Here is a 25,705-nt window from a genome sequence, read left to right as displayed (position 1 = left end):
GGCAGATCCGAGGCAACGGTTCGGACGTCGGTCAGATCGGCACTGGCGTTTCTCACGGCATTCGGCGCGCTGGCCGGTGCGGCCCTGGTGGGGGCGGCACCGGCCAGTGCCGTGGAGAGCGGCACCGCACTCGCGCCGGGAGTCACCTACAAGCAGTTCGACGTCCAGGGAGCCAAGGGTGTGGCCCACGCGCATCTGCTCACCGTGGACCTGCGCAACAAGCACGTACGCCTCGGCCTGCTGTATCCGGGAGCCGTGGCCGCACGGGCCGCCGTCTCCAGGATGGCCGACGCGCAGGGAGCCGTCGCAGGCATCAACGGCGACTTCTTCAACATCTCCGAGTCCCAGCACCCGGGTGTCGAGGTGACGGGCTCGACCGACGGTCCGGCGATCGCGAACGGGCATGTGCTCAAGGCGTCGGTGCCGGACGGCCAGCGTTTCGGGCCGGCCCTGCCGCCCGGGACCACCACCCGGGACGTTTTCGGCGTGGGCGTGGACCGCAGGGCCCGGCTGGACCGTCTGACCCTCACCGGGTCGGTCCGCACCCCGGCGGGACGGCTGCGGCTGGGCGGGTTCAACCAGTTCGCGCTGCCGGAGAATTCGGTCGGCGCCTTCACCTCCGACTGGGGTGGCGTCTCCCGGGTCCGCGCCACCTGCGGCACGGACACCGACCGGGCGGCCGCCTGCAGCACGGACACCTACGAGGTGACGGTCCGCAGGGGCCGGGTCGTCGCCACCTCCGGCACTCCCGGCAAGGGCGCCATCGCCACGGGGACCACGGTGCTCGTGGGCCGGGAGGCGGGCGCGCAGCGGCTGCGGAAGTTCTTCAAGGGTGAGCCGGTGACGGTGACGCACCGGCTGGTCTCCACCACCACCCGCAAGGCGTACAGTTTCGCGCTCGGCGGCTACCCCGTCCTGAAGGGCGGCCAGCCCCTGGCGGGCCTGGACGACGCGACCGGGGCCGTGCGTACGGCCGTCGGCATCACGGGCGGCGGGAAGCGGCTGCTGCTGTTCGCCCTGGACGGTGCGCGCGCCTACCGCAAGGGCCTGACGATCGCCGAAGTGGCCGATACCATGCGGGCGTTGGGCTCGACCGACGCCTTCAGTCTGGACGGCGGCGGATCGACGACGCTGGTCGCCCGCGCGCCCGGGGAGTCCACCGTCTCCGTACGCAATCACCCGTCCGGCGACGCGGAACGTCCGGTCCCGAACGGCATCGGGGTGTTCTCCACGTCATGAACGGCGTCAGCGGCCTCCGCCCGTGAACCTCAGGGCCGGAGGCTGCTGACGATGCCCGCCGTCGCCGACACGCCGCTGTGAATGGTGGGCGCGATGTTCGTGCCGGCCAGGTAGAAGCCCAGCAGCGTGCACACCAGGGCGTGGGAGATCTTCAGTCCGCCGTTGCGGGTGAAGATCACCGCCAGGACCAGCAGCAGCACCACCACTGAAATGGAAATCGCCATTGTCAAACTCCTCCGCTGCGCCGCCACTTCCGGTTCGCGGCGTTCGGCCGCAAGTGTGGCGTAGCGGAGGGTTCGTCCGTGCGGCTGACCTGTCCGCCGAACGTGTGGTGTCTACGCCACCCGGTGGGTGTCCAGGAACGCCTCGAGCCCGGCGAGGTCGTCGGTGTTGAAGTAGTCGACACCGGCGGCGAGCAGTTCCGCCCACAGGGCGTCGCGGGCGGGACCGGCCAGGTCGGGGGTGTTCCAGAAGCGCACCTTCTGCCCGCGCGCGTGCGCCTGGCCGATGATGCCGCGCAGCTTCTGCCGCTCGGCGTCGGGGAACGTGCCCTCTCCGAGCCAGGTGAAGTTGAGCTGCCAGTTGTCGCTGATCAGCGGGATGAAGGAGGCGGGCGACGGGGTGCCGAGGTCGGTGAGCCGGCCGTCGTAGAAGGCCCGCCGTACGGTCTGGGCCTCCATGGGGACACGGGCGGCACGGTCGCCGGAGATCACGTTGGTGACCGCGCCGGGGTGCACACGGCCGTGGGCGTACGTCGTGAACAGGTGCTGGTAGCGCCGGAGATGGCGGTCGAGTTCGAGGTACGTCGACGAGCCCTCGGTCTTGATGTCGATGAGCAGCTGGAGCGGCCTGCGGTAGCCCCGGTACACGGAACCGTGGTTGGCCTTCACGATCGCGGCCAGCGGGTCGAGGTAGAGGGATTCGAGGGTTCGCTTCGGGTCGAGGTCGTCCGGGGTGTGGCCGATGAGAAGTTGGTCGCCGACGAGGAAGATGTCGGCCTCGACGCTGCCGAAGCGGTGGTCGAGGGCGTCGAAGAGGGGGCGCGGATGCTCGTAGTCGTTGTGGGCGTGAGCGTTCCACAACGGGGGGCGGTGCTTGTGATCACCGGCGAACGCGCTGCCGGCGGGCGGGGCGAGCGCTGCCGCGAGCGTGGCGCCGAACGCGGTGAGGGCGCTGCGGCGGGTGACGAGGGCCATGTTCTGCCTCCCTGTGGGGCGGGTCGGAACCACAGGGAGTATCGGGCGGAAACGGCCTCAATGGACCTGCACAGGCCAGGAGTTGGCCGGACTGCCGTTGTCCGTTCACTCCTTCCGCACGGCGGCATGGTGAAGCCCGCCCCAGGTGGGGCGGGCTTCACCGGGTGACGGTCAGGGGGCGTCAGGGTGCCTGGAGGTCGACGAGTTCGGCCACGGCGGACCGGTGGGCGCCGGCCGTGCCGTAGGCGATCGAGTCGGCCTTGGCCCGCTTGAGGTTCAGATGGATCGGGTGCTCCCAGGTCATGCCGATGCCGGCGTGCAACTGGAGCGCCTCCTCGGCGGCGTGCACCGCAACAGGCGCCGCGTAGGCCTGCGCCACGGCCACCGCCACCTCGACATCCTCTCCGGTGGCGAGCGCGTCTGCCGCGTTGCGGGCGGCGGCGCGGAGGTTGACGACCTCCAGCCACAACTGGGCGAGGCGGTGCTTGAGCGCCTGGAAGCCGCCGACGGGCCGGTTGAACTGCTTGCGCTCCTTCAGATAGCGCACGGTCTCCGTCAACGCCCAGTCGGCGAGCCCGAACTGCTCGGAGGCGAGCAGCCCGGCCGCGGACCGCAGGGCACGGCGTACGGCGGGTTCGGCGTCACCGAGCCTGCGCGCCCGCGCCCCGTTCAGGGTGACGGTCGCGAGCGGCCGGGTGAGGTCGAAGGACACCTGCGGGGTGACGGTGGCCTCGGAGGCGTCCACCGCGTACAGCCCGCCGTCCTCGGCCGGTACGAGCAGCACGTCCGCGGCAGCCGCGTCCGCGATGCCGGTCAGCTCCCCGTGCAGGGTGCCGTTCTCCAGTCGTACGGCGGGAAAGGCGGTGCCGGGGGCGCGGTGCAGGGCGACCGCGAGCGCGCCGATGGCCCGCCCGGAGGCCAGCCGCTCGAGCAACTCCTCGTCCCCGCACTCCAGCAGGGCCTCGGTGGCGACGACGGCGCTGGAGAGGTAGGGCACGGGAGCGACCGCGCGCCCCAGCTCCTCCAGTACGACGGCGACTTCGCGGTGCGTGGCGCCCTGGCCGCCCTGCGCCTCGGGCACCAGAAGGCCCGCCAGGCCCATGCCGTCGGCGAGGGCCTTCCAGGCGGCGAGGTCGTGCGGGGCGTCGGACTCGGTGCGTGCGATGACGCCGGGGGCGTCGCAGTGGTCGGCGAGGAGGTCCCGTACGGCCGACCGGAGGGCCTCTTCCTCCTCCGAGTAGAGAAGATCGGGCTGTGCGCTCATCGGGCGAGGTCCTTCCATGCGACGTCCTTGTCGGTGCGCGGCTCGGACGGGAGGCCCAGGACGCGTTCGGCGACGATGTTCAGCAGGACCTCGCTGGTCCCGCCCTCGATGCTGTTGCCCTTGGCGCGGAGGTAGCGGTAGCCGGCCTCGCGGCCGGTGAAGTCCACCAGTTCGGGGCGGCGCATGGTCCAGTCGTCGTACAACAGGCCTTCCTCACCGAGGAGTTCGACCTCCAGACCGCTGATCTCCTGGTTGAGGCGGGCGAAGGCGAGCTTCATGCCGGCGCCCTCGGGGCCGGGCTGACCGGCGACGAGCTGCTGACGCAGGCGTTCGGCGGTGAGCCGGGCGACCTCGGACTCCACCCACAGCTTCAGCAGCCGCTGGTGCAGGTCGTGGGTGCGCAGCTCGGGGCGTTCGCGCCAGGTCCTGGCGACCGGGGCGATCATGCCGCCCTCGCGGGGCAGCCGCATGCCGCCGATCGCGACGCGCTCGTTGTTCAGGGTGGTCTGCGCGACCCGCCAGCCGTCGCCGATCTCGCCGAGGCGGCGGGAGTCGGGGATGCGGACGTCGGTGAGGAACACCTCGTTGAACTCGGCCTCACCGGTGATCTGCCGCAGCGGACGCACGTCGACGCCGCGGTCGGTCATGTCGCAGAGGAAGTACGTGATGCCCGCGTGCTTGGGCACGTTCGGGTCGGTGCGGGCGATGAGGATGGCCCAGCGGGCGTTGTGCGCGCCGGACGTCCACACCTTCTGCCCGTTGACCACCCACTCGTCGCCCTCCCGTACGGCCCGGGTGCCGAGGGCTGCGAGGTCGGAGCCGGCGCCGGGCTCGCTGAACAGCTGGCACCACACCTCCTCGCCGATCCACAGCGGCCGCAGATAGCGCTGCTTCTGCTCCTCGGTGCCGTACTTGAGGATCGTCGGGGCGGCCATGCCGAGCCCGATGCCGTTGCGGCGGGCGTCGTTGTCGGGCGCGCCGGCGGCCTCCAGCTCGGCGTCCACGACGGCCTGCAGGGAGCGGGGCACGCCCAGTCCGCCGAGGCCCTGCGGGTAGTGCACCCAGGCCAGACCCGCGTCGAAGCGGGCCTTGAGGAAGTCCAGGCGGTCGGTGGTCGCCGGCGGATGGGCGGCCAGCAACTCCTGTGTGCGGCTGCGCAGTTCGGCTGCGTCGGTCATGCGGCGGCTCCGTTCTCCAGGGACGGCAGGACGGCCACCCGGCCGGTGGTCACGCCGTCGGCGACGCGCTGCACGGCGGCCGCAGCCCCGGCCAGCGGGACGCGCTCGCTGACCAGCGGCTTGATGGCGCCCCGGGCGGCCAGCTCGGTGAGCTGCTCGTGGCAGTGCGCGATCAGCTTCGGGTTCTTGGTGCCGTACAGGCCCCAGTGCAGTCCGAGGATCGAGTAGTTCTTCACCAGGGCGTGGTTGAGGCCCGGGCTGGGGATGACGCCGCTGGCGAAGCCGACGACCACGATCCGGCCCTCGAAGGCGACGACCTTCGTGGACTGGGTGTAGGCCTCGCCGCCGACGGGGTCGTAGATGACGTCGGCGCCGCGGCCGCCCGTGGCCTCCTTGACGGCGGCGATGACGTCCTCGCTCTTGCGGTCGATGACGACGTCGCAGCCCGACTCCCTGGCCGCGGCCACCTTGTCGGCGCCGCCGACGACCCCGATGACCCGCGCCCCGGCCGCCTTGCCGAGCTGCACGGCCGCGCTGCCGACCCCTCCTGCGGCAGCGTGGACGAGCAGCGTCTCGCCTGCTTCCAGGTGAGCCCGACGGTGCAGACCGAACCAGCCGGTCTGATAGCCGATGTGCAGGGCGGCCGCCTCGGCGTCGTCGAGCGAGTCGGGCGCGGGCAGGAGGGTGGCGGCGTCCGCTAGGGCGTACTCGGCGAAACCGCCGTGCGGCAGGGCGGGGTTGGCGATGACCCGCCGGCCGTCCTCGGTCTCCCCGCAGATCTCCACGCCCGGCGTGAACGGCAGCGGCGGGCGCACCTGGTAGTGGCCCCGGCACATCAGGACGTCCGGGAAGTTGATGTTCGCGGCACACACCTTCAGCAGCACCTGGCCGTCACCGGGCGTGGGCCGCTCCACCTCCTCGAGCCGCATCACCTCGCTCGGCTCGCCGTTCTCGTGCACTTGCCATGCCTGCATGCGGTGCCTCCAGGGGACTGCTCTGTCTGACCGGGGTCCATCGCATACTAAGCGGTCGCTTGCCCATGAGGAAACACTTCCACGGACAAGACTCCCGGCGGCCGGTTCACTCGGGCAGCACGCCGCGACCGTCACGGACCTCGAAGACCAGCTGGGTCTCCGTCTGCCGCACCATCGGATGGACGGTCACGTGCTCCAGGATCAGGTCCCGCAGCTCTTCCGGACTGGCCACGGCCACATGCAGAAGGAAGTCGTCGTCCCCGCCGACGTGCCACACCGTCAGGGCTCCCGGCACCTTGACCAGCCGGTCGTAGAGGGTGCGGACGTGTTCGCGGCTGTGGCTGCCGAGGCGGACCTTGATGATGGCGTGGATGGGGTGGCCGAGTGCGCCGAGGTCGAGCCGGGCGTTGATGCTCGTGATGACACCGGACTCCCGCAGCGCACGGACCCGGTAGGCGCAGGTCGACTCCGCCACGCCCACCCGGGCCGCGAGCGCCGCGTTGGTCATCCGGCCGTCCTCCACGAGCGCGACCAGGATGGCCAGATCGGTGCCGTCGAGCCCCGCGGCGGCGGGTTGTGTTTTCTTCAGTTGCTGGCCTGCCATGGGCCCTCCTCTTGCCGAATCTGCACCAATATCGGCCACGAGCAATGGCTCCCACAATGACTCTTGCGATGAGTTGTGGATCGCCTCACTCTCTGGGCATGACCTCGTCGTATCTGCAACCCGACTCCCTGGCCGTCCACGCCGGCCGTGAGGACCTGACAGAACTCGGCGTTCACGCGCTGCCCATCGACCTGTCGTCGACCAACCCGCTGCCGGACATCGAGGCCGGCGGACTGTCGTACGAGGCCATGGCGGGCGGAGGCACGCCGAACGCGGACGGCGGAGCCGTCTATGCGCGGCTCTGGAACCCGACCGTGGCGCGGTTCGAGTCGGCGCTGGCCCAGCTGGAGCACGCCCGGGCCGCCGTGGCGTTCTCCTCGGGCATGGCGGCGATGACCGCGGCGATCCTGGCGACCGTGCAGGAGACCGGCCGCCGCCATGTCCTGGCCGTACGTCCCCTCTACGGCGGGACGGACCATCTGCTGGCCTCGGGCCTCCTCGGCACGGAGGTGAGTTACTGCCCGGCGCCGGACGTCGCGGCCGCCATCCGTCCCGACACGGCGCTGATCGTGCTGGAGACGCCCGCCAATCCGACCCTCGAACTGGCCGACATCCGTGCCGTGGTCGAGGCCGCCCAGGGCGTTCCGGTCCTCGTCGACAACACGTTCGCGACGCCGGTCCTGCAGAATCCCGTCGACCTCGGTGCCGCGATGGTGCTGCACAGCGCGACCAAGTACCTGGGCGGGCACGGTGACGTGATCGCCGGTGTCATCGCCTGCGGCGAGGAGCAGGCAGCCGCGCTGCGCCGGGTCCGCGCGGTCACCGGCGGTCTGCTGCACCCCCTGGGCGCGTATCTCCTGCACCGGGGGCTGGCCACGCTCCCGGTTCGGGTACGGGCCCAGCAGGCGAACGCCCAGCGCATCGCCGCATGGCTGACGACCCACCCGAGCGTCGACCGCGTCCACTACCCCGGGCTCGACGGAGACCCGCAGGGGCTGCTCGGCCGACAGCTGAAGGGCACGGGCGCGATGATCTCCGTCGACCTCCGCGGCGGCTACGAACAGGCCGCGCACGCCACCTCGACGGTCAGCCTCTTCACCCACGCGGTGTCCCTGGGCGGCGTCGACTCACTGATCCAGCACCCGGCCTCCCTGACACACCGGCCCGTCGCCCCTCAGGCCCGCCCGGCCGCCGGCCTCGTCAGGCTCTCCATCGGCCTTGAGGACCCGGATGACCTGATGGCCGACCTCGACCGGGCTCTCACCACGCCCCGGCCGATTCCCGTGGCGGCGGGCATGTCCCACGCATGGACGGCCGACACGGCGTGACCTGGAGGTGGGACGGCAGGGCGGCCGAGAAGGGGCGTGTCGCTCAGTGCGACTCGCGGCTCACCTCCGAGCCGCTGGAGCCGACGAGGAAGTCCAGGTCGGCGCCCGTGTCGGCTTGCAGGACGTGGTCGACGTAGAGGCGTTCCCAGCCGCGGCGGGGGTTGGCGAAGCCCGTGAGGGTCTCCTTGTCGGGGGTTCGGCGGGCGAGTTCGTCAGCGGGTACCTCGACGTCGATGCGGCGGGCTTCGACGTCGAGGGAGATGACGTCCCCGGTGCGCACCAGCGCGAGGGGGCCGCCGGCCGCGGCTTCCGGGGCGACGTGCAGGACGACGGTGCCGTACGCCGTGCCGCTCATGCGGCCGTCGCAGACGCGGACCATGTCGCGGACGCCCTGTTCGAGGAGCTTCTTCGGGAGCGGCATGTTGGAGACCTCGGGCATGCCGGGGTAGCCCTTGGGGCCGCATCCGCGCAGGACCAGCACGCTGTCGGCGTCGACGTCGAGGTCCGGGTCGTCGATCCGGGCGTGGAAGTCCTCGATCGAGTCGAAGACGACCGCCCGGCCGCGGTGGCGCAGCAGGTGCGGGGAGGCGGCGGCCGGTTTGACGAGGGCGCCGTCGGGGGCGAGGTTGCCGCGCAGGACGGCGATTCCGCCCTCGGCGACGAGCGGTTCGGCGCGCGGGCGGATGACCTCCGTGTCCCAGATCGGGGCGTCGTCGAGGAAGTCGACCAAGGGGCTGCCCGTGACGGTCAGGGCCTCGGGGTCGAGCAGGTCGCGGACCTCGCGCAGGACCGCGAGGAGGCCGCCGGCGCGGTGGAGGTCCTCCATGAGGAAACGGCCGGCCGGCTGGAGGTCGACCAGGACCGGCACGCGGGAGCCGATGCGGTCGAAGTCGTCGAGGGACAGGTCGACGCCGAGGCGGCCCGCGACGGCGAGGAGGTGGACGACCGCGTTGGTGGAGCCGCCGACGGCGGCGAGCGCGACGATCGCGTTGTGGAAGGAGGCCTTGGTGAGGAAGGTTCCGGGCCTCCGGTCGTCGCCCACCATGTCCACCGCCAGCCGGCCGGTGCGGTGCGCGGCCTTCAGAAGCCGGCTGTCGGGGGCGGGAGTTCCGGCCGTACCCGGCACGACCGTGCCCAGGGCCTCGGCCACCAGCGCCATCGTCGAGGCCGTGCCCATGGTGTTGCAGTGGCCGCGGCTGCGGATCATCGAGGACTCGGAGCGGGTGAACTCCTCCTGGGAGAGGGTGCCGCCGCGGACCTCCTCGGACAGCCGCCACACATCGGTGCCGCAGCCCAGGGGCGTGCCGCGGAAGGTGCCGGTGAGCATGGGTCCGCCGGGTACGACGACGGCGGGCAGGTCCACCGAGGCGGCGGCCATCAGCAGCGAAGGGATCGTCTTGTCGCAGCCGCCGAGCAGGACGACGCCGTCGACGGGGTTGGCCCGCAGCATCTCCTCGGTGGCCATCGCGGCCATGTTGCGCCACAGCATGGCCGTGGGACGGACGTTCGTCTCGCCGAGCGACACCACGGGCAGGTCCAGGGGGATCCCGCCCGCCTCGTACACGCCGTTGCGCACGGACGCCGCGACCTCGTTCAGGTGGGCGTTGCAGGGGGTCAGATCGGATGCGGTGTTGGCGATGGCGATCTGCGGGCGGCCCGTGAAGGCGTCGTCCGGGGCGCCCCGCCGCATCCAGGCCCGGTGGATATAGGCGTTGCGGTCCTGGCCCTCGTACCACTGCGCGCTGCGGAGCGTCACCATGGCCTCTTCCACTAGTCGGTACGGCGCTCTAGAGTCCGGAACATCATGAAGCGTACGCAGACGTACGAGGGTGCGACAGACCCCGGCACGGACGGCTCGACCGGCGCCGACGGTGGCCGGCTCGTGGGATCGGACCGGGTGCTCGCCGTCCTCAAGGAGCTTGCCCGGTATCCCGAGGGCGTGGGACTCGAGGAGTTGACCCGGGTGATCGGCAGTCCCAAGCCGACCGTGCACCGGGCGCTCGCGGCCCTGCGCCGGGCGGGGTTCGCCGGGCAGGACGCCCGCGGCCACTACGCGCTCGGGGACGAGTTCCTGCGGATGGCCTTCGCCCACCACGAGGCCCGGCCCGACCATGTCCGCGTCCGCCCGGTCCTCGAGACGCTGGCGCAGCGGTTCGGGGAGACCGCGCACTACGCGGTCCTCGACGGCCGTGAGGTCGTCTACCGCGCCAAGGTGGATCCGCCCAGTGGTGCCGTCCGGCTCACCTCGATGGTGGGCGGCCGCAACCCCGCGCACGCCACGGGGGTCGGAAAGCTGCTGCTGGCAGGCCAGTTGGAGACCCTGGCGGAGGTCGAGGCTTGGATCGGCGGCGCTGCCCTGGCGCGCCGCACCCCGCGGACGTTGTGCACCGCCGGCACCCTGCACCGCGAGCTGCAGACGATACGTGAGCGGGGCTACTCCCTCGACGACCAGGAGAACGAGCCGGGCGTCAACTGCCTCGCCCTGCCCGTGTACGCGACCTCGCCGAGGACGCCGTCCGGAGCCGTCAGCGTCAGTGCGCTGACCTACCGGACACCGCTGAGCACCCTGGTGGAGGCGGCCGACGAGATCCGTGCCCTGCTCGGTCCCCTCGGCGAGCCCCACCTCTGAAGCCCCGCCGGGCCGCCCGCCCACCCCGCCGACCCCCCTGGAGACTGAGCTCGTGTACCTCATGCGCATCGGTGCCGCCGGCGCCGAAAAGCCCGTCGCCCGCATCGACGACGACACCTACGTGGACCTCTCGGACGTCGTCACCGACTTCGACGAGGCGTTCTTCGGCGCGGGCGGCCTGGACCGCATCCGCCCCGTCGTGACGGAGCGTGCGGCGGCCGGGCAGGTGTCCCGCTTCGCCGGGGAGCGCGTCGGCGCGCCCGTCGCCCGCCCGCACCAGATCCTGTGCATCGGCCTCAACTACCGCGACCACGCGGCCGAGAGCGGTATGGCCGTGCCCGACGAACCGATCCTGTTCACCAAGTCCCCCAACACCCTGGTCGGCCCCCACGACGATGTGCGGATCCCGCGCGGGTCCACCAAGACGGACTGGGAGGTGGAGCTCGGCATCGTCATCGGAAGGCGCACCCGCTACCTGGACTCGGTGGACGAGGCGCGCGAGGCCATCGCCGGCTATGTGGTCGTCAACGACGTCAGCGAGCGCGCCTTCCAGCTGGAGCGGGGCGGGCAGTGGGCCAAGGGCAAGTCCGCGGAGACCTTCAACCCCGCGGGCCCGTGGCTGGCCACCACCGACGAGATCGAGGACGTCCTCGCGCTCGACATGTGGCTGGACGTCAACGGGGTGCGCCGGCAGACCGGCAACACCAAGACGATGATCTTCGACCCGTACTTCATCGTGCACCACCTCAGCCAGTTCCTCGTCCTGGAGCCGGGCGACCTGATCAACACGGGCACTCCGCCCGGCGTCGGCATGGGCCTCACCCCGCCCGTGTATCTCCAGCCGGGCGACGTGATGGAGCTAGGCATCCAGCAGCTCGGCACCCAGCGTCAGCACGTCCTCGGGCCCCGGTGACCGGTCGCCCCATGCGCGCCTTCGTCCTGACCGGCCCCGGCGAGTACGCCGTACAAGAGGTCGCGGCACCGGTGGCGGGCCCCGGCGAAGTCGTCGTCGACGTCGAACGGGTCGGCGTCTGCGGCACCGACGTGGAGTTCTTCACCGGAGCGATGGCCTACCTCCACCAGGGCCACGCCGCCTACCCGATGCGGCTCGGTCATGAGTGGGCGGGGCGGGTGGCCGCGGTCGGCGACGGTGTCGACCCGGGCTGGCTCGGGCGCCGCGTCATGGGCGACACCATGCTCGGCTGCGGCGCGTGCCGCCGTTGTCTGCGCGGCCACCAGCACGTGTGCGAGAAGCGGCAGGAGGTCGGCATACGCGGGCACCGGCCCGGCGCCCTGGCCGAGCAACTCGCCGTCCCCGCCTCCTCGTTGCACGCCCTGCCCGACTCCGTCGACGCCGTGCTCGGGGCGCTGGTGGAGCCGGGCGGCAATGCCCTGCGGGCCGCCGAGGCCGCAGCGCCGCACCCCGGGGACCGAGTCCTGGTGCTGGGACCGGGGACCATCGGACTGCTGGCCGCGATGTTCCTCCGTACGACCGGTGCGGAGGTCCATCTCATGGGCAACACCGGCAGCTCCCTCGCCTTCGCCCGCGCACTCGGCTTCGAACACGTCTGGGCCGAGGACGCGCTGCCGGACCTGTCCTTCGACGCGGTCGTCGACGCCTCGAACGCCGCCCATCTGCCGCAAAGGGCACTGGAGTCGGTCGAGCCGTCCGGCCGGGTCGTGTACATCGGGCTGGCCGGCGAACCCAGCAGGATCGACACCCGCACGCTCGCCCTCAAGGACGTCACCGCGGTGGGCATCCTCTCCGCCTCCCCCGGCCTTGACGCCACGATCCGCGCCTACGCCGCCGGATCGGTCGACCCCAGGCCCCTCGTCGCCGCCACCGTGGGCCTCGACACGGCGGGCCCCGTGCTCGCCGGCGAGCGCCCGCACGGCGCCGGGCCCGGCCCCAAGATCCATGTGGATCCCCGCTCGGACTGAGGCGTGAAACCCGGACAAGAGCCCTGTCAGGGCCCAAGTGGGCCGATACGCTGGAGAACGGCCATGGACCGGGGGCGGGGCTGGGGGCGGGGGCATGGATCCACGGATGCAGCTGTCGGTGGGCGGTTACGTCTGCGAGCGTGAGCTGGGCCGGGGCGGGCAGGGGGTGGTGTGGCTCGCCCGGGACCGGGCCGGGCGGCAGGTGGTGGTGAAGTTCCTGCTGCCGGGCAAGGAGTACGACGAGGTCGCGCTCGCCCGCGTACGGCGGGAGTTCGGTGCGGCGAGCCGGGTCGGCGAGCTGGCCACGGCGCGGGTCCTCGATGCCGACCTGTCCGGGCGCCATCCGTACATCGTGAGCGAGTTCGTGCCGGGGCCCACGCTCCACCAGCATGTGGCCGCGGGCGGCCCGCTGTCCTCCGGGCGGCTGCAGTCGGTGGCGCTGGCCGTCGCGCACGCGCTGGCGCAGGTGCACCGGGTGGGTGTCGTGCACCGGGACATCAAGCCGTCCAACATCCTGCTCTCCCCGGACGGACCGCGGATCATCGACTTCGGTATCGCCCGCGACGACGGGCTGCTCGAGTCGGCGCTCACCACACCGGGCAGTGTGCTCGGCTCGCCCGCGTACATGTCGCCCGAGCAGGTCAGGTCGATGCGGGTCAGCGGCGCCACCGATGTGTTCTCCCTCGGCGGCACGCTGTACTTCGCCGCCACCGGGCGGCATCCCTTCGAGGGGGAGAGCGGCTACGAGGTGCTCGTCGCGGTGTGCGAGCGCGACCCGGATCTCGCGGCGGTGCCGGAGCCGGTCCGTTCGGTCGTCGCCGACTGTCTGCGCAAGGACCCGGCGGAGCGGCCCACCGCGGCCCAGCTCGTCACCCGGCTCGCGGGGGCGGAGGAGGGCATGCAGTCGCAGTCGGGGACGCCTCAGCCGCCGCCACCGTCCGGACCCGCGAAGGGCGGCTCCCGCCTCGGCACGAGCGCCAGGCAGCTACGGCTGTGGGGGTTCGCGGCGGGCAGCGCCGCGGCGGCGGTGCTTCTTGCCGTCGTGCTGAGCACCACCTCCTCGGGGGGAGCCCAGGGCTCGGGCTCCCCGTCCTCGTCGGGGAGGCCGAGCAGCTCCGCGGGCGCCCACCCCCTCTCGTACACCGACGACCTGACCGATTCGGGCGACTGGTCGCACAAGGACCCCACCCTGGCGAGGATCACGCACCAGGGCGGGACCATGCTGGTGGACCCCAGGACCGAGCTGGAGGTGTGGCCGCAGGCACCCTTCGAGCCGTCGTCGTTCGCGGTACGGCTGAGCACCCAGACGGAGTGGTACGGGGGCGAGGGCGGGGTCGGGCTGTGGTGCGACGGCTCGGGGGACTACCGGAAGGGCTCCCGCTGGGCGACCTATCTGACGACGGGCCAGGAGGCCCTGATCGTAAGGGAGTTCCGGTTCAAGGGGGCTTTCCAGCATGACCGGGTCGTCGAGGTCGACCTCGCGGATGTGGGGCTGAAGGTGGCGAGCCGGCAGCAGGTCGACATGTCGATGACCTGTTCCCCGGCCGGTGCGGGCCGGATCAGAGTCGAGCTCGGCGTGGACGGCACCCCGGTGGCCTCGTACACGGGGGCCGCCTTCGACGCCCGCGGCTGCGGGCTGGCCGCCTTCCACTACAGCGCGACCGACCCGCAGGGCACCGCCTTCCACGCGGGATTCGAGCGCTTCACCGCCTCCGAGCCGGCGGGAGGCTGACGGCCGGCACGAGCGGTGCCGCCACCGAGCGGCTGATTCCTCGGGCCGCGCGGCGTGTCCGGGCCGGCGGGGCGTCCGGCTCGGAGCAGGGTGGGCGGCACTGTCGTAGCGGAGGAGGAACCGTGAAGCGTCGTGTCGCCGCCGTCCTGGCCGTCGCCCTCGCCGGGCTGATGCTTGTTGCGGTACCAGCCACAGCTCGGGACGGCCGTGGCGACGTCGAGAGCAACGACTGGAACATCCCGCTCACCAACATCGGCATCCTGTAGAGGCGACGGACAGAGGCTGGCGGATGCGTGCCGAACCCTTGACGCCCTCTCTATGACTGCGTAGACATGACTGCGTAGACATGACAGCGCAGGCTCGATCGCCGGGAGGGACCATGACGCCAGGCACCGGGCGGGGCGCAGGCTCCGCCGCGCCGCGCAGCGTGGACGTCGCCCGGCTCGCGGGGGTCTCGCAGAAGACGGTCTCCCGGGTCTTCAACGACGAACCGTACGTCTCGGCCGAGGTACGCAGGCGGGTGCTCGACGCCGCCGAGCAGCTCGGCTACCGGCTCAACAACGCCGCCCGCGCGCTGGCCTCCGGGCGCACCCGCTCGATCGGCGTGGTGACGCTGGGCACGGCGCTGTACGGACCCGCCTCGCTGCTCATGGGTGTCGAGCGGGCCGTCCGGGACACCGGTTACGCCCTTCGCGTGGTCAACACGATGGAGGGCGACCCGGCGGGCGTCGCGGGCGCCATGGACTCGCTCCTCGATCAGGGCGTCGACGGCATCGTCATCTCGGAGCCGATCGACGAGCAGGCCGACGTCGGAGCACCCGCCCTGCGCCTCGACGTTCCGGTCCTCGTCATCGGCGCACCGCTGCCCGTCACCGCGCCCACGGTGCTGACCGCGGGCAACGGCGCAGACCTGATGGCCCGGTCCGCCACCGAACACCTGCTGGACCTCGGCCATATGACGGTCCATCACCTCGCCGGTCCGCAGCGGTGGTACGCCGCCCGGGACCGGCGGGAGGGATGGCAGGCGGCCCTGACCGCGCAGGACCGGGAGGTGCCTGCGGTCGTCGCGGGCGACTGGTCGGCCGCCTCCGGCTACCGGGCGGGACGGGAACTGGCCGAGGACGCCGGCGTCACCGCTGTCTTCGCGGCCAACGACGACATGGCGATCGGACTGATCCACGCGCTGACGGAGGCCGGCCGGCGGGTGCCGGAGGACGTCAGCGTGGTCGGCTTCGACGACATCCCGGTCGCCGCCCATGTGACCCCGCCCCTGACCACGGTGCGGCAACCGTTCGACGCCGTGGCCCAGGAAGGGCTCAAGCGCCTCGTGCATGCCATCGAGAACCCGAAGGCAGAGCCCTTGCCGCCGAGTGGCCCGCCGGTCGACCTCGTCGTCCGTGCCTCGACCGCACCGCCACCGTCGAGCCGGAAGACCCCGGCCCGCGGACGGCGCAGCGCCTCCCCTGCCGCCAGGACATCCCGTCCGCCGCTTGCGAACGGAGGCCCGTCCACCCGCCGCTGACCCCTCCGGTCCCGGACAGCATTCCTCCCTGATGCTCCGGCGGTACTGGCAGAGCCGTCTGGCCACCGGCGGCCGTCAAACAGTGGCCCAACCCCCCTCTTTCTTCGGAGACTTCGGAGGTTTCCTTCATGGCGGCCCTGCCTGCCCGCGTCCTGTTCGGTGCCGCGTACTACCACGAGTACCAGCCGTACGAACGCCTCACGACGGACCTCGATCTGATGGTCGACGCGCACGTCAGCGTCATCCGCGTCGGCGAGTCGGTCTGGTCGACCTGGGAGCCGGAGAACGGCCGCTTCGACCTGGACTGGCTGCGACCGGTGCTGGACGGCGCCCACGAGCGCGGCATCTCCGTCGTCCTCGGCACCCCGACCTATGCGGTGCCGCCGTGGCTGGCCCGCCAGTACCCGGAGATCACCGGCGAGCGGCACACCGGCGAGCGCATCGCCTGGGGCGCCCGGCAGGAGGTGGACTTCACCCACCCGGCCTTCCGCTTCCACGCCGAGCGCGTGATCCGCCGTGTCGTCGCCCGCTATGCCGACCACCCGGCGGTGATCGGCTTCCAGGTCGACAACGAGCCGGGCCTGGAGCTCTTCCACAACCACGGCGTCTTCCAGCGCTTCGTCGACCATCTGCGCGAGAGGTACGGCGACGTGGAGACCCTCAACCGCGAGTGGGGCCTGGTGTACTGGTCGCACCGGCTGTCCACCTGGGCGGATCTCTGGACCCCGGACGGCAACGCGCAGCCGCAGTACGACGTGGCCTGGCGCGCGTTCCAGGCCCGCCAGGTCACCGAGTTCATCGGCTGGCAGGCCGACATCGTCCATGAGTACGCCCGCCCCGACCACTTCGTCACCACCTGCCTCTCCTACACCCGCCCCGCAGTGGAGGACGACGAGCTCACCGACCGCCTCGACATCGCCTCCGGCAACCCGTACTACGACATGCAGGACGGCCTGCTGCTGCCCGACCCCACGCCCGACGGCCATGAGCAGAGCTGGAAGACCACCGGCGTGTGGGCGCTGTACCAGACCGCCGACTGGATGTTCTCCTCCCGGCAGGAGCCGTTCCTGGTCACCGAGACCAACGCCGGCTCCATCGGCTTCCCCTGGGACAACCGGCCCGCCTACGACGGCCAGTGGCGCCAGGCCGCCTGGGCCCTGGTCGCGCGCGGCGCCCGCATGATCGAGTACTGGCACTGGCACACCCTGCACTTCGGCGCCGAGACCTACTGGGGCGGCATCCTCCCGCACACCGGCCGGCCCGGCCGGACCTACGCCGAACTCGCCCGCCTGGGCGGGGAGTTCGAGACCGCGGGCGCGCTCGTCGCCGGGCTCGAACCGGACGCCGACATCACCATGGTGCACTCGACGCCGAGCAAGTGGCTGATGCAGAAGTACCCGCCGCTGGCCGGGCCCGACGGCCAACCGGACCCGGCCGCCTACCACCGCGTCTTCGATCCCTTCTACCGCGGCGCCTTCGACGCCGGCCGTCAGGTCCGCATCGTCCACGCCCGCCAGCTGCACGACCCGAGCGGCGAACGGGAGGGCTTGACTCCGCTGGAGGCCGTCCGACGTCACCCCGTCCTCGTCGTCCCGGCGCTCCACCTCGCCCACGACGAGACGCTCGACTGGCTCGCGGACTACGCCCGTGCGGGCGGCCACCTGGTCCTCGGCCCGCGCACCGGTTACGCCGACCACGAGGCGCGCGCCCGCCCCGAACCGGCCCCCGGGCGCCTCACCGGCGCCGCGGGCGTCAGCTACGACGAATTCAGCAACCTGGTGCGGGACATACCCGTGCGGTCCGCACCGGACAGCCCGCTCCAGCTTCCCGCGGGCGCCACGGCGACGAAGTGGGCGGACGGCCTGACCGTCGCCGACGCCGATGTGCTGGTCGCCTACGACCACCCGCACTTCGGCCGCTGGCCCGCGGTCACCACCCGCCGCCACGGCGCCGGCCAGGTCACATACGTCGGCACGGTGCCCGGTCGGGACCTGGCCCGGGCGCTGGCCGAGTGGCTGACGCCGTCGGCCCGCCACGGCTGGCGGGAGCCACCGGCCTCGGTCACCGCGACGACCGGCACCTCACCGGACGGACGCCACGTCCACATCGTCCACAACTGGAGCTGGGAGCCCGCGAGCGTGTCTGCACCGGTGAACCTCTCCGACGTCCTGGACGGCACAACGGTCCCCGCGGGCACGGCACTTGAGCTCGGCCCATGGGACGTACGGGTCCTCGTCGCCACCGACACCGATCCGACCCGTTCGTGAGCCCCCTGGGAGGGGCCATGCAGAGAGGAAGAGCCGCCAGAGCAGCACTGGGCACTTTCACCACGGTGTCCGCGCTGCTCGCGCTCCCCTGGCGAGCGCGCGGGCGTACGACCCGACGGGCGGCATCCTGTACCGGCTCGGGAACGAGCCGTGCCTGACGGGGCGGGGTGCTTCGGACTACGACTACCCGCTCGCCCTGGGCAGATTGGGCGACGGGCTGCTCCTGTCCCGGGGCGATCAGGTCGTGTCTCTGCACGGCCACCCGCGGCTGCTCGACACGGCGGCCGGCTGCATCGTCGCGGACTGGTCCGAGGTCCGCGTCCTTGCCAAGCCCACCTGCTTCGGCGGCCGCCGCGTGCCCACCCCCGTCGCCGCCCTCCACTCCGACGGCACCCGGCTCGCCCTCGCGCAGCCGGCGAGCATCGCGCTGATCCGGCTGCCGTGAGCCGGTCGACCGTGTGGACCCTGAACCGCGTGGCGTTGGCGTATCCGCCACCGTCATGACCGCTTCGGCCGGGCCCGCACATGCATCCGCTCCCCCTGCGGCCCGAACAGGCTCAGGAACTCCACCGGTCCCTCCCCCGTCGACCCGAACCAGTGCGGCACGCGGGTGTCGAACTCGGCCGCCTCGCCCGCTGCCATGACGACGTCGTGCTCGCCCAGCACCACCCGCAGCCGACCGGACAGCACGTACAGCCACTCGTAGCCCTCATGGGTGCGCGGTTCGGGCTCCTCGGTGCCCTGCGGTACCAGCACCTTGAAGGCCTGGAGGCCGCCGGGTTGGCGGGTGAGCGGCCAGAAGGTGCGGCCGTGGAGCACCAGGGGCTTGCCGCGTACCCGCGGGTCCCCCGCCGGCGGCGCGCCGACCAGCTCGTCCAGCGGCACCTGGTGCGCCCGCGCGATCGGCAGCAGCAGCTCCAGGCTGGGCCTGCGCAGTCCGGACTCCAGCCGGGACAGCGTGCTGACCGAGATCCCGGTCGCCGCCGACAGCCCGGCGAGCGTGGCACCCCGCTCCTTGCGGATGCGCCGCAGCCGGGGGCCGACCTCCGCGAGGACCTCGTCCGTGTCGTCGTCGTTCATGGACGACATTGCAGTTTCGGCAAACGGGTTTGTCAATGCGGCAGCGGTGGGGCGACCGTCGGGCGTGGAGGTGGTCACCCATGACCGAGAAGCACAGCGAGCAGTACGAAGTGATCGTCGTCGGAGGGGGTCCGGCCGGACTCTCCGCCGCGCTGGTCCTGGGCCGGGCCCGGCGCCGCACGCTCGTCGTCGACGCGGGCGAACCGCGCAACGCGCCCGCCGCCCATATGCACGGCTATCTGTCGCGGGACGGCATGCCACCCGCCGAGTTCCTGGCGATCGGCCGGGAGGAGATCGCACGGTACGGCGTGGAACTGGTCCGCGATCGGGCCGTGGACGTCACGAGGGGCGAGGAATTCGCGGTCGCCCTCGCGAGCGGCCGGACCGTGCACGGACGGCGGCTGGTGATCGCCACGGGCCTGCGGGACGAGCTGCCGGCCGTGCCCGGCGTGGCCGAGCGCTTCGGCCGGGATGTGCTGCACTGCCCGTACTGCCACGGCTGGGAGGTCCGCGACCGGGCCTTCGGCGTACTGGCAACGACCCCGCTGAGCGTCCACCAGGCGCTGATGGTGTCCCAGTGGTCGAAGGACGTGACGCTCTTCCTGCACACCGTGGCCGAGCAGGAGCTCTCGGACGACGACCTGCGCAGGCTGGCGGCGGCCGGGGTGAAGGTGGTGCCCGGCGAGGTCGCGGAGCTGGTGGTGGAGGACGACCGGCTCACCGGCGTACGTCTGACGGACGGTACGACGCATGCACGCGAGGCCGTCTTCACCGCGCCCCGGGCGGTCCCGCAGACCGGCTTGCTGGAGCGGCTGGGAGCCGAACTCCAGGAGACCCCCTTCGGCGCGTACCCCGTGGTCGACCCGACCGGGCTCACCTCCGTGCCGGGCGTCTGGGCGGTCGGCAACGCGATGGCCTTCGCCGAGCAGGTCGTGAACGCGGCGGCGGGCGGCTACCGGGCGGGGGCCTTCATCAACGGTGAGCTGCTGATGACCGACCTCGACGCGGCCGTACCGGCATAGAACCACCGGTGTCCGGGTGTGGAGCGCCCGCCTCCGTTGGAGGATGGCTGCATGCTGCTCGCCCGCCTGGCCCAAGTCTCCCAGGAGGTCGCCGCCACCTCGGCGCGGTCCCGGAAGATCGCTCTGCTCGCCGAGCTGTTCCGGGACGCCGAGGCGGACGACGTGCCGATCGTGATCCCGTACCTGGCGGGACGGCTGCCGCAGGGGCGGCTCGGCGTCGGCTGGAAGGTGCTCAGCCGCCCGGTCGCCCCGGCCGCCGAACCCACGCTCACCGTGCGGCAGGTGGACGCCCTCCTCGGCGAGCTGGGCAAGGTCTCGGGCACCGGCTCGCAGGCCGAACGGGCCCGGCTCGTCGGGGCGTTGATGGGGGCGGCCACCGAGGACGAGCAGCGGTTCCTGCTCGGACTGCTGACCGGTGAGGTGCGGCAGGGCGCCCTGGACGCCGTCGCCGTCGAGGGCCTGGCGCAGGCCACCGGGGCGCCGTCCGCGGACGTCCGCCGGGCGGTGATGCTCGCGGGCTCCCTGCAGACGGTGGCGCAGGCGCTGCTCGCCGAGGGCCCGGCGGCCCTGGACCGCTTCCGGCTCACCGTCGGCCGCCCGGTCCTGCCGATGCTGGCGCACAGCGCCTCCTCGGTGGCCGAGGCGGTCGACAAGCTGGGTGCGTGCGCGGTCGAGGAGAAGCTGGACGGCATCCGGGTGCAGGTCCACCGGGACGGCGACAGCGTACGGATCTACACCCGCACCCTCGACGACATCACCGCCCGGCTGCCCGAACTCACCGCCGCAGCACTGGAGTTGAAGGTCCGCCGGTTCATCCTGGACGGCGAGGTGATCTCCTTCGACCAGGACGGGCGGCCCCGGTCCTTCCAGGAGACGGCCGGGCGCGTCGGCTCGCGCGTGGACGTGGCGACGGCCGCCGAGACCGTCCCCGTCTCCCCCGTGTTCTTCGACGCGCTGTCCGTGGACGACCGCGACCTGCTCGACCTGCCCTTCGCCGAGCGGCACGCCGAACTGGCCCGGCTGGTCCCCGAGCCGATGCGGGTGCGGCGCGCCCTGGTCTCGGGGCCGCAGGACGTGGGCGCGGCCGAGGACTTCCTCGCCCAGACCCTGGAGCGCGGCCACGAGGGCGTGGTCGTCAAGGCCCTCGACGCCGCCTACAGCGCGGGCCGGCGCGGCGCGTCCTGGCTGAAGGTCAAGCCCGTGCACACCCTCGACCTGGTAGTGCTGGCCGCGGAGTGGGGCCACGGCCGGCGCACCGGCAAGCTCTCCAACCTCCACCTCGGGGCCCGCAACCCGGACGGCTCCTTCGCCATGCTCGGCAAGACCTTCAAGGGCATGACCGACGCGATGCTCACCTGGCAGACCGAACGCCTCCAGGAGCTCGCCACGGGCACCGACGGCTATGTGGTGACCGTGCGACCCGAACTCGTCGTCGAGATCGCCTACGACGGCCTGCAGCGGTCCACCCGCTACCCGGCCGGCGTCACCCTCCGCTTCGCCCGCGTGGTGCGCTACCGCGAGGACAAACGCCCGGAGGAGGCGGACACGGTCGAGACGCTGCTCGCGGCACACCCGGAGGTCCAGCCATGAGCGGCAGGCACAGCGCCGGCCTGCTGTTGTTCCGGCACACCGGTGGCGGCCTGGAGGTCCTGCTCGGCCACATGGGCGGCCCCTTCTTCGCCAAGCGGGACGCCGGGGCGTGGACCGTCCCGAAGGGCGAGTACGAGCCCGAGGAGGAGACCGCCTGGGAGGCGGCCCGGCGCGAGTTCCAGGAGGAGCTGGGTCTCGAGCCACCCCACGGGGAGGCGGTGGCGCTGGGCGAGGTCCGGCAGACGGGCGGCAAGACCGTCACGGCCTGGGCCGTCGAGGCCGACCTGGACCCGGCGACGATCGTCCCCGGCACCTTCCGGATGGAGTGGCCGCCGAGGTCCGGGCAGCTCGGGGAGTTCCCCGAGCTGGACCGGGTGGAGTGGTTCGGGCTGGACCGCGCCCGGGATCTGATCGTCAAGGCGCAGTCCGCGTTTCTCGACCGGCTGGCGGAGCACTCGGAGGACTCCGAGCAATCGGACTAACCGCACAGCCGCCCACGCGTTGCGGTCACCGGCAGCGCGCGGGAAGGTCGAACCAAGCCCGCCCCCAGGAGGTCAGCCATGCCCATCGCGACGGTGAACCCGGCGAACGGCGAGACGCTCAAGACATACGAGGCCATGGGCGAGGAGGAGCTCGAGCGCCGGCTCCAGCTCGCCGAGGCGACGTTCCGCACGTACCGGACGACGCCCTTCGCCGAACGCGCCCGCCTCATGCACAGGGCCGCCGGTCTCCTCGACGACATCCAGCAGGACATCGGCCGCGTCATGACCACCGAGATGGGCAAGCCGATCAAGCAGGCGCGCGCGGAGGCCGCCAAGTGCGCCAAGGCGATGCGCTGGTACGCCGACCACGCCGAGGAACTCCTCGCGGACGAGGAGCCGTCGGAGTTCGACGTGAAGGACTCGGGCGCCTCCCGCGTCCGGGTCCGCTACCGGCCGCTCGGTCCCGTCCTCGCGGTGATGCCGTGGAACTTCCCGGTGTGGCAGGTGATCCGGTTCGCGGCGCCCGCGCTGATGGCGGGCAATGTCGGCCTGCTCAAGCACGCCTCGAACGTCCCGCAGACCGCCCTGTTCCTGGAGGACCTCTTCCACCAGGCGGGCTACCCGGAGGGATGCTTCCAGACCCTGCTGATCGGCTCCGGCGCCGTCGACGACATCCTGCGCGACGAACGCGTCAAGGCGGCCACCCTCACCGGCAGCGAACCCGCCGGACGGGCGGTCGCCTCCACCGCCGGGGACATGGTCAAGAAGACGGTCCTCGAGCTGGGCGGCAGCGACCCGTACGTCGTCATGCCCTCCGCCGACCTCGACCGGGCCGCACAGATCGCGGTCACCGCGCGCGTGCAGAACAACGGGCAGTCGTGCATCGCCGCCAAACGGTTCATCGTGCACACGGACGTCTACGACGCCTTCGCCGAACGCTTCGTCGAGGGCATGAAGGCGCTGAAGGTCGGCGACCCCATGGAGGAGGACACCGACGTCGGGCCGCTCTCCAGCGAGCAGGGACGCGACGACCTGGAGGAGCTGGTCGAGGACGCACGGCGCAGCGGTGCGGAGGTGCTGTGCGGCGGCCACCGTCTGCGCCGGCCCGAGCTGCCCGGCTGGTACTACCCGCCGACCGTACTGACCGGGATCACCCGTGAGATGCGCATCCACCGCGAGGAGGCCTTCGGACCCGTCGCCACGCTGTATCGCGCCTCCGACCTCGACGAGGCCGTGCTCATCGCCAACGATTCGCCGTTCGGCCTGAGTTCGAACGTGTGGACGCGGGACGAGACGGAGGTGGACCGTTTCGTACGGGACCTGGAGGCGGGTGCCGTGTACGTCAACGGGATGACCGCCTCCCACCCGGCGTTCCCGTTCGGCGGTGTCAAGCGGTCCGGTTACGGGCGTGAGCTGTCCGGGCACGGAATCCGGGAGTTCTGCAACATCACGACGGTTTGGCACGGTGCGTGAGTGCTGCGCGGCTAACATCCCGGTTGTGAACCGCGAAGTGACTCTGCCTCTGATCGTCGATGACCGCGGTGTCTTGCAGGTGGCTGCGGCCGATGTGAGCAAGTTGTTGCGGACGGTGGGTGGACGATGGCTGCACCTTGTGGAGGCCGGGGAGGGCGGGCTCGATGAGGACACGGTCGCGGCGCTGACGATTGAGCTTGCGAAGCTCGCCGATCGTATCGATGTGGCGTGTATTGCTCACAGCAGCGGGACTGCGCCGTAGGGGGTATCACTCGGCCAGTTGCAGCAGCGTCGACCAGAACATCGACTCGTAGCTCTGCAGCAGGCGGCCGTACTCGTGTGCACGGTCCTCGTTCAGGAGGCCCGCGTCCAGGCCTGCCTGGACCGCTGCCGTTGCCCTCTCGTCCAACTCCGGGGCCGGCTGGGCGAAGAAGTCGAAGAAGGCGCAGGCGTCGTCACTGAAGCCGTAGTGGGCGCGCAGGGACTGGGCGATGGTGGCGCAATAGCCGCCCCATGCGGAGAAGTTCGCGGTGATGGCGAGGACCGCGTCGGTCGGGGAGGCGTTGAGGGCGAGCCAGGCGACGTATGACGGGTAGGCCTGGCAGCCGGGCAGCGGCTGGTAGGCGAGCGTCCTTGCCTCGTCGATGCCGCATGCCCGCGCGAACGGCCGCAGCCGTTCGGCTGCCAGCGCCTCGCCGTCGGCGAGCATCTCGAAGAACGCGGCGACCTCCGGTTCCTCCGTGGCGCGTTGCGCCAGATGGAGGAACGCGCGGCGGTCCGCCGGGATCACCCGGTGCTGTTCCAGGGCCAGCGTGGCGAGTGTGTCGCGGGAGGCCTCGCCCCGGGCGACGAGGGGCACGAGCGGGTTGGCCTGCGGGTCCGGGGCGAGCTTCGCGGTGGTCGTCTCCAGCAGTTCCGTGGCCGTACGCGTCATGGCGTCCTCCATGGGATCGGATGCGGGGCTCCTGCTTCGACCTTGGCACGGGGTCCCCGATACGGAGTAGTCCGGCGCGAGATCGTCGCCTCGTCGGGTGATCGTGGGTGAACCACCCCCAGAGGTGAACCCTTTTCGACCCGGGGGCCGAAAGCCTTCCGGACGGCGAAAGCAGGACGGTTCATGGCGACTTTGTGCAGACCCTCGGTGTCCGTCCCAGAGCATGTGATCACGATGGAGGAGACGCTGGAGCTCGCACGCTCCCGCCACGCCGACCATCCACAACTGCCGCTGGCCCTCCGGCTGATCGCGAACACCGGCGTTCGCACCCGGCACATCGTGCAGCCCATCGAAGAGACGCTGAAGCATCCCGGTTTCGAGGAGCGCAACAAGGTCTACCAGGCCGAGGCGAAGGCCCGGGTCCCCGCCGTCATACAGCGGGCCCTCGACGACGCGGAGCTGCTGACCAAGGACATCGACGTGATCATCTACGTGTCGTGCACGGGCTTCATGATGCCCTCGCTCACGGCCTGGCTGATCAACGAGATGGGCTTCGACAGCACCACCCGTCAGATACCCATAGCCCAGCTCGGTTGTGCGGCCGGCGGAGCCGCGATCAACCGGGCGCACGACTTCTGTTCCGCCTATCCCGACGCCAATGCGCTGATCGTGGCCTGCGAGTTCTGCTCGCTCTGCTACCAGCCCACCGACCTTGGCGTCGGATCCCTGCTCTCCAACGGCCTGTTCGGCGACGGGATCGCCGCCGCGGTGGTGCGCGGGCAGGGCGGCGAGGGCATCGAGCTGGTGCGCAACGGCTCGTACCTGATCCCCAAGACCGAGGAGTGGATCATGTACGACGTCCGGGCCACAGGATTCCACTTCCTGCTGGACAAGCGGGTTCCGGGCACGATGGAGCCGCTCGCGCCGGCGCTGCAGGAGCTGGCAGGTCTGCACGGCTGGGACGCCTCCGACCTGGACTTCTACATCATTCACGCCGGCGGCCCGCGCATTCTCGACGACCTCAGCAAGTTTCTGCAGGTCGATCCGCACGCGTTCCGGTTCAGCCGGGCCACGCTCACCGAGTACGGCAACATCGCCAGCGCCGTCGTCCTCGACGCGCTGCGCCGGATGTTCGACGAGGGCGGGCCGAAGCACCGGGCGCGTGGCCTGCTGGCCGGTTTCGGGCCCGGCATCACCGCGGAGATGGCGCTGGGCCACTGGCACAGTCCCCACGACAGGACGGCATGAGT

At 71.8% G+C, this 25,705-nt stretch carries 24 protein-coding genes and 1 pseudogene; 16 read left to right on the top strand and 9 right to left on the bottom strand.

What is annotated here, in order from left to right; genetic code table 11:
- The first annotated feature begins 87 nt into the window (after window positions 1-87).
- Window positions 88-1,239, top strand: a complete 1,152-nt coding sequence (locus ACIBW9_RS08275; protein WP_398952524.1) for a phosphodiester glycosidase family protein — start codon at window positions 88-90, stop codon at window positions 1,237-1,239.
- 29 nt (window positions 1,240-1,268) lie between these two features.
- Here the strand turns inward: ACIBW9_RS08275 and ACIBW9_RS08270 are convergent, their stop codons facing one another.
- The 6 genes from ACIBW9_RS08270 to ACIBW9_RS08245 form a co-directional block, all read right to left on the bottom strand.
- Window positions 1,269-1,463 (bottom strand): hypothetical protein, encoded by a 195-nt coding sequence (locus tag ACIBW9_RS08270; protein ID WP_351479258.1) that lies wholly within the window; start codon window positions 1,461-1,463, stop codon window positions 1,269-1,271.
- Window positions 1,464-1,574: 111 nt separating this feature from the next.
- Window positions 1,575-2,435, bottom strand: coding sequence for a phosphatidylinositol-specific phospholipase C/glycerophosphodiester phosphodiesterase family protein (locus ACIBW9_RS08265; RefSeq protein WP_398952521.1), 861 nt, complete (start codon window positions 2,433-2,435; stop codon window positions 1,575-1,577).
- Between the two features lie 181 nt (window positions 2,436-2,616).
- Complete coding sequence (locus tag ACIBW9_RS08260) at window positions 2,617-3,699, bottom strand: acyl-CoA dehydrogenase family protein (RefSeq protein ID WP_398952519.1); 1,083 nt, start codon at window positions 3,697-3,699, stop codon at window positions 2,617-2,619.
- Entirely contained in the window at window positions 3,696-4,877 is a 1,182-nt protein-coding gene (locus ACIBW9_RS08255; protein WP_398952517.1) for an acyl-CoA dehydrogenase family protein, read from the bottom strand. The genes ACIBW9_RS08260 and ACIBW9_RS08255 overlap by 4 nt, the downstream gene beginning before the upstream one ends.
- Window positions 4,874-5,851, bottom strand: coding sequence for an NADPH:quinone oxidoreductase family protein (locus tag ACIBW9_RS08250; RefSeq protein ID WP_398952515.1), 978 nt, complete (start codon window positions 5,849-5,851; stop codon window positions 4,874-4,876). The genes ACIBW9_RS08255 and ACIBW9_RS08250 overlap by 4 nt, the downstream gene beginning before the upstream one ends.
- A gap of 106 nt (window positions 5,852-5,957) precedes the next feature.
- Window positions 5,958-6,455, bottom strand: a complete 498-nt coding sequence (locus tag ACIBW9_RS08245; RefSeq protein ID WP_398952513.1) for an Lrp/AsnC family transcriptional regulator — start codon at window positions 6,453-6,455, stop codon at window positions 5,958-5,960.
- A gap of 98 nt (window positions 6,456-6,553) precedes the next feature.
- Between ACIBW9_RS08245 and ACIBW9_RS08240 the strand changes: the two genes are divergently transcribed.
- Window positions 6,554-7,783, top strand: coding sequence for a trans-sulfuration enzyme family protein (locus ACIBW9_RS08240; protein WP_398952511.1), 1,230 nt, complete (start codon window positions 6,554-6,556; stop codon window positions 7,781-7,783).
- Window positions 7,784-7,826: 43 nt separating this feature from the next.
- Here the strand turns inward: ACIBW9_RS08240 and ACIBW9_RS08235 are convergent, their stop codons facing one another.
- A complete protein-coding gene (locus ACIBW9_RS08235) occupies window positions 7,827-9,542 on the bottom strand; it encodes an IlvD/Edd family dehydratase (RefSeq protein WP_398952510.1) in 1,716 nt (571 codons plus the stop codon).
- A 45-nt stretch (window positions 9,543-9,587) separates the two neighbouring features.
- Between ACIBW9_RS08235 and ACIBW9_RS08230 the strand changes: the two genes are divergently transcribed.
- The 8 genes from ACIBW9_RS08230 (at window position 9,588) to ACIBW9_RS08195 (ending at window position 18,319) form a co-directional block, all read left to right on the top strand.
- Window positions 9,588-10,412 (top strand): IclR family transcriptional regulator, encoded by an 825-nt coding sequence (locus ACIBW9_RS08230; protein WP_398952508.1) that lies wholly within the window; start codon window positions 9,588-9,590, stop codon window positions 10,410-10,412.
- Window positions 10,413-10,464: 52 nt separating this feature from the next.
- Complete coding sequence (locus ACIBW9_RS08225) at window positions 10,465-11,325, top strand: fumarylacetoacetate hydrolase family protein (RefSeq protein WP_398952506.1); 861 nt, start codon at window positions 10,465-10,467, stop codon at window positions 11,323-11,325.
- An 11-nt stretch (window positions 11,326-11,336) separates the two neighbouring features.
- Window positions 11,337-12,353 carry a zinc-binding dehydrogenase gene (locus tag ACIBW9_RS08220; RefSeq protein ID WP_398952504.1) on the top strand — a complete coding sequence of 339 codons (1,017 nt, stop codon included), beginning with the start codon at window positions 11,337-11,339 and terminating at the stop codon, window positions 12,351-12,353.
- A 106-nt stretch (window positions 12,354-12,459) separates the two neighbouring features.
- A complete protein-coding gene (locus ACIBW9_RS08215; protein ID WP_398952502.1) occupies window positions 12,460-14,085 on the top strand; it encodes a serine/threonine-protein kinase in 1,626 nt (541 codons plus the stop codon).
- 122 nt (window positions 14,086-14,207) lie between these two features.
- Window positions 14,208-14,351 (top strand): hypothetical protein, encoded by a 144-nt coding sequence (locus tag ACIBW9_RS08210; RefSeq protein ID WP_398952500.1) that lies wholly within the window; start codon window positions 14,208-14,210, stop codon window positions 14,349-14,351.
- Window positions 14,352-14,464: 113 nt separating this feature from the next.
- Complete coding sequence (locus ACIBW9_RS08205) at window positions 14,465-15,607, top strand: LacI family DNA-binding transcriptional regulator (RefSeq protein ID WP_398952498.1); 1,143 nt, start codon at window positions 14,465-14,467, stop codon at window positions 15,605-15,607.
- 128 nt (window positions 15,608-15,735) lie between these two features.
- Window positions 15,736-17,874 (top strand): beta-galactosidase, encoded by a 2,139-nt coding sequence (locus tag ACIBW9_RS08200; RefSeq protein WP_398952496.1) that lies wholly within the window; start codon window positions 15,736-15,738, stop codon window positions 17,872-17,874.
- Window positions 17,875-18,118: 244 nt separating this feature from the next.
- Window positions 18,119-18,319 (top strand): hypothetical protein, encoded by a 201-nt coding sequence (locus tag ACIBW9_RS08195; protein WP_398952494.1) that lies wholly within the window; start codon window positions 18,119-18,121, stop codon window positions 18,317-18,319.
- 53 nt (window positions 18,320-18,372) lie between these two features.
- On the opposite strand, the gene ACIBW9_RS08190 is transcribed toward ACIBW9_RS08195, so the two are convergent.
- Window positions 18,373-18,954, bottom strand: coding sequence for a helix-turn-helix domain-containing protein (locus ACIBW9_RS08190; protein WP_390698164.1), 582 nt, complete (start codon window positions 18,952-18,954; stop codon window positions 18,373-18,375).
- Window positions 18,955-19,034: 80 nt separating this feature from the next.
- On the opposite strand from ACIBW9_RS08190, the gene ACIBW9_RS08185 reads away from it, so the two are divergent.
- From ACIBW9_RS08185 to ACIBW9_RS08165, 5 genes are all read left to right on the top strand, one after another.
- Window positions 19,035-19,976 carry an NAD(P)/FAD-dependent oxidoreductase gene (locus tag ACIBW9_RS08185; RefSeq protein WP_398952491.1) on the top strand — a complete coding sequence of 314 codons (942 nt, stop codon included), beginning with the start codon at window positions 19,035-19,037 and terminating at the stop codon, window positions 19,974-19,976.
- 51 nt (window positions 19,977-20,027) lie between these two features.
- Window positions 20,028-21,566 (top strand): ATP-dependent DNA ligase, encoded by a 1,539-nt coding sequence (locus tag ACIBW9_RS08180; protein ID WP_398952489.1) that lies wholly within the window; start codon window positions 20,028-20,030, stop codon window positions 21,564-21,566.
- Window positions 21,563-22,048, top strand: a complete 486-nt coding sequence (locus ACIBW9_RS08175; RefSeq protein ID WP_398952487.1) for an NUDIX domain-containing protein — start codon at window positions 21,563-21,565, stop codon at window positions 22,046-22,048. Before ACIBW9_RS08180 ends, ACIBW9_RS08175 begins: the two co-directional genes overlap by 4 nt.
- A gap of 78 nt (window positions 22,049-22,126) precedes the next feature.
- Window positions 22,127-23,521, top strand: a complete 1,395-nt coding sequence (locus ACIBW9_RS08170) for an NADP-dependent succinic semialdehyde dehydrogenase (RefSeq protein WP_398952485.1) — start codon at window positions 22,127-22,129, stop codon at window positions 23,519-23,521.
- Between the two features lie 25 nt (window positions 23,522-23,546).
- Entirely contained in the window at window positions 23,547-23,783 is a 237-nt protein-coding gene (locus ACIBW9_RS08165; RefSeq protein WP_389080913.1) for a DUF6213 family protein, read from the top strand.
- Between the two features lie 6 nt (window positions 23,784-23,789).
- Here the strand turns inward: ACIBW9_RS08165 and ACIBW9_RS08160 are convergent, their stop codons facing one another.
- Window positions 23,790-24,455, bottom strand: coding sequence for a transcriptional regulator (locus ACIBW9_RS08160; protein ID WP_398952483.1), 666 nt, complete (start codon window positions 24,453-24,455; stop codon window positions 23,790-23,792).
- A gap of 171 nt (window positions 24,456-24,626) precedes the next feature.
- Between ACIBW9_RS08160 and ACIBW9_RS08155 the strand changes: the two are divergent.
- A pseudogene (locus tag ACIBW9_RS08155) lies at window positions 24,627-25,703 on the top strand (type III polyketide synthase); the annotation flags it as partial.
- Window positions 25,704-25,705: the final 2 nt, after the last annotated feature.

It is taken from the genome of Streptomyces sp. NPDC049541 (genome assembly GCF_044465725.1).
In the GTDB taxonomy this organism is placed as follows: domain Bacteria; phylum Actinomycetota; class Actinomycetes; order Streptomycetales; family Streptomycetaceae; genus Streptomyces.
Note: the sequence above shows the minus strand (reverse complement) of the source record. Positions and strands in the feature narration are given on the sequence as shown.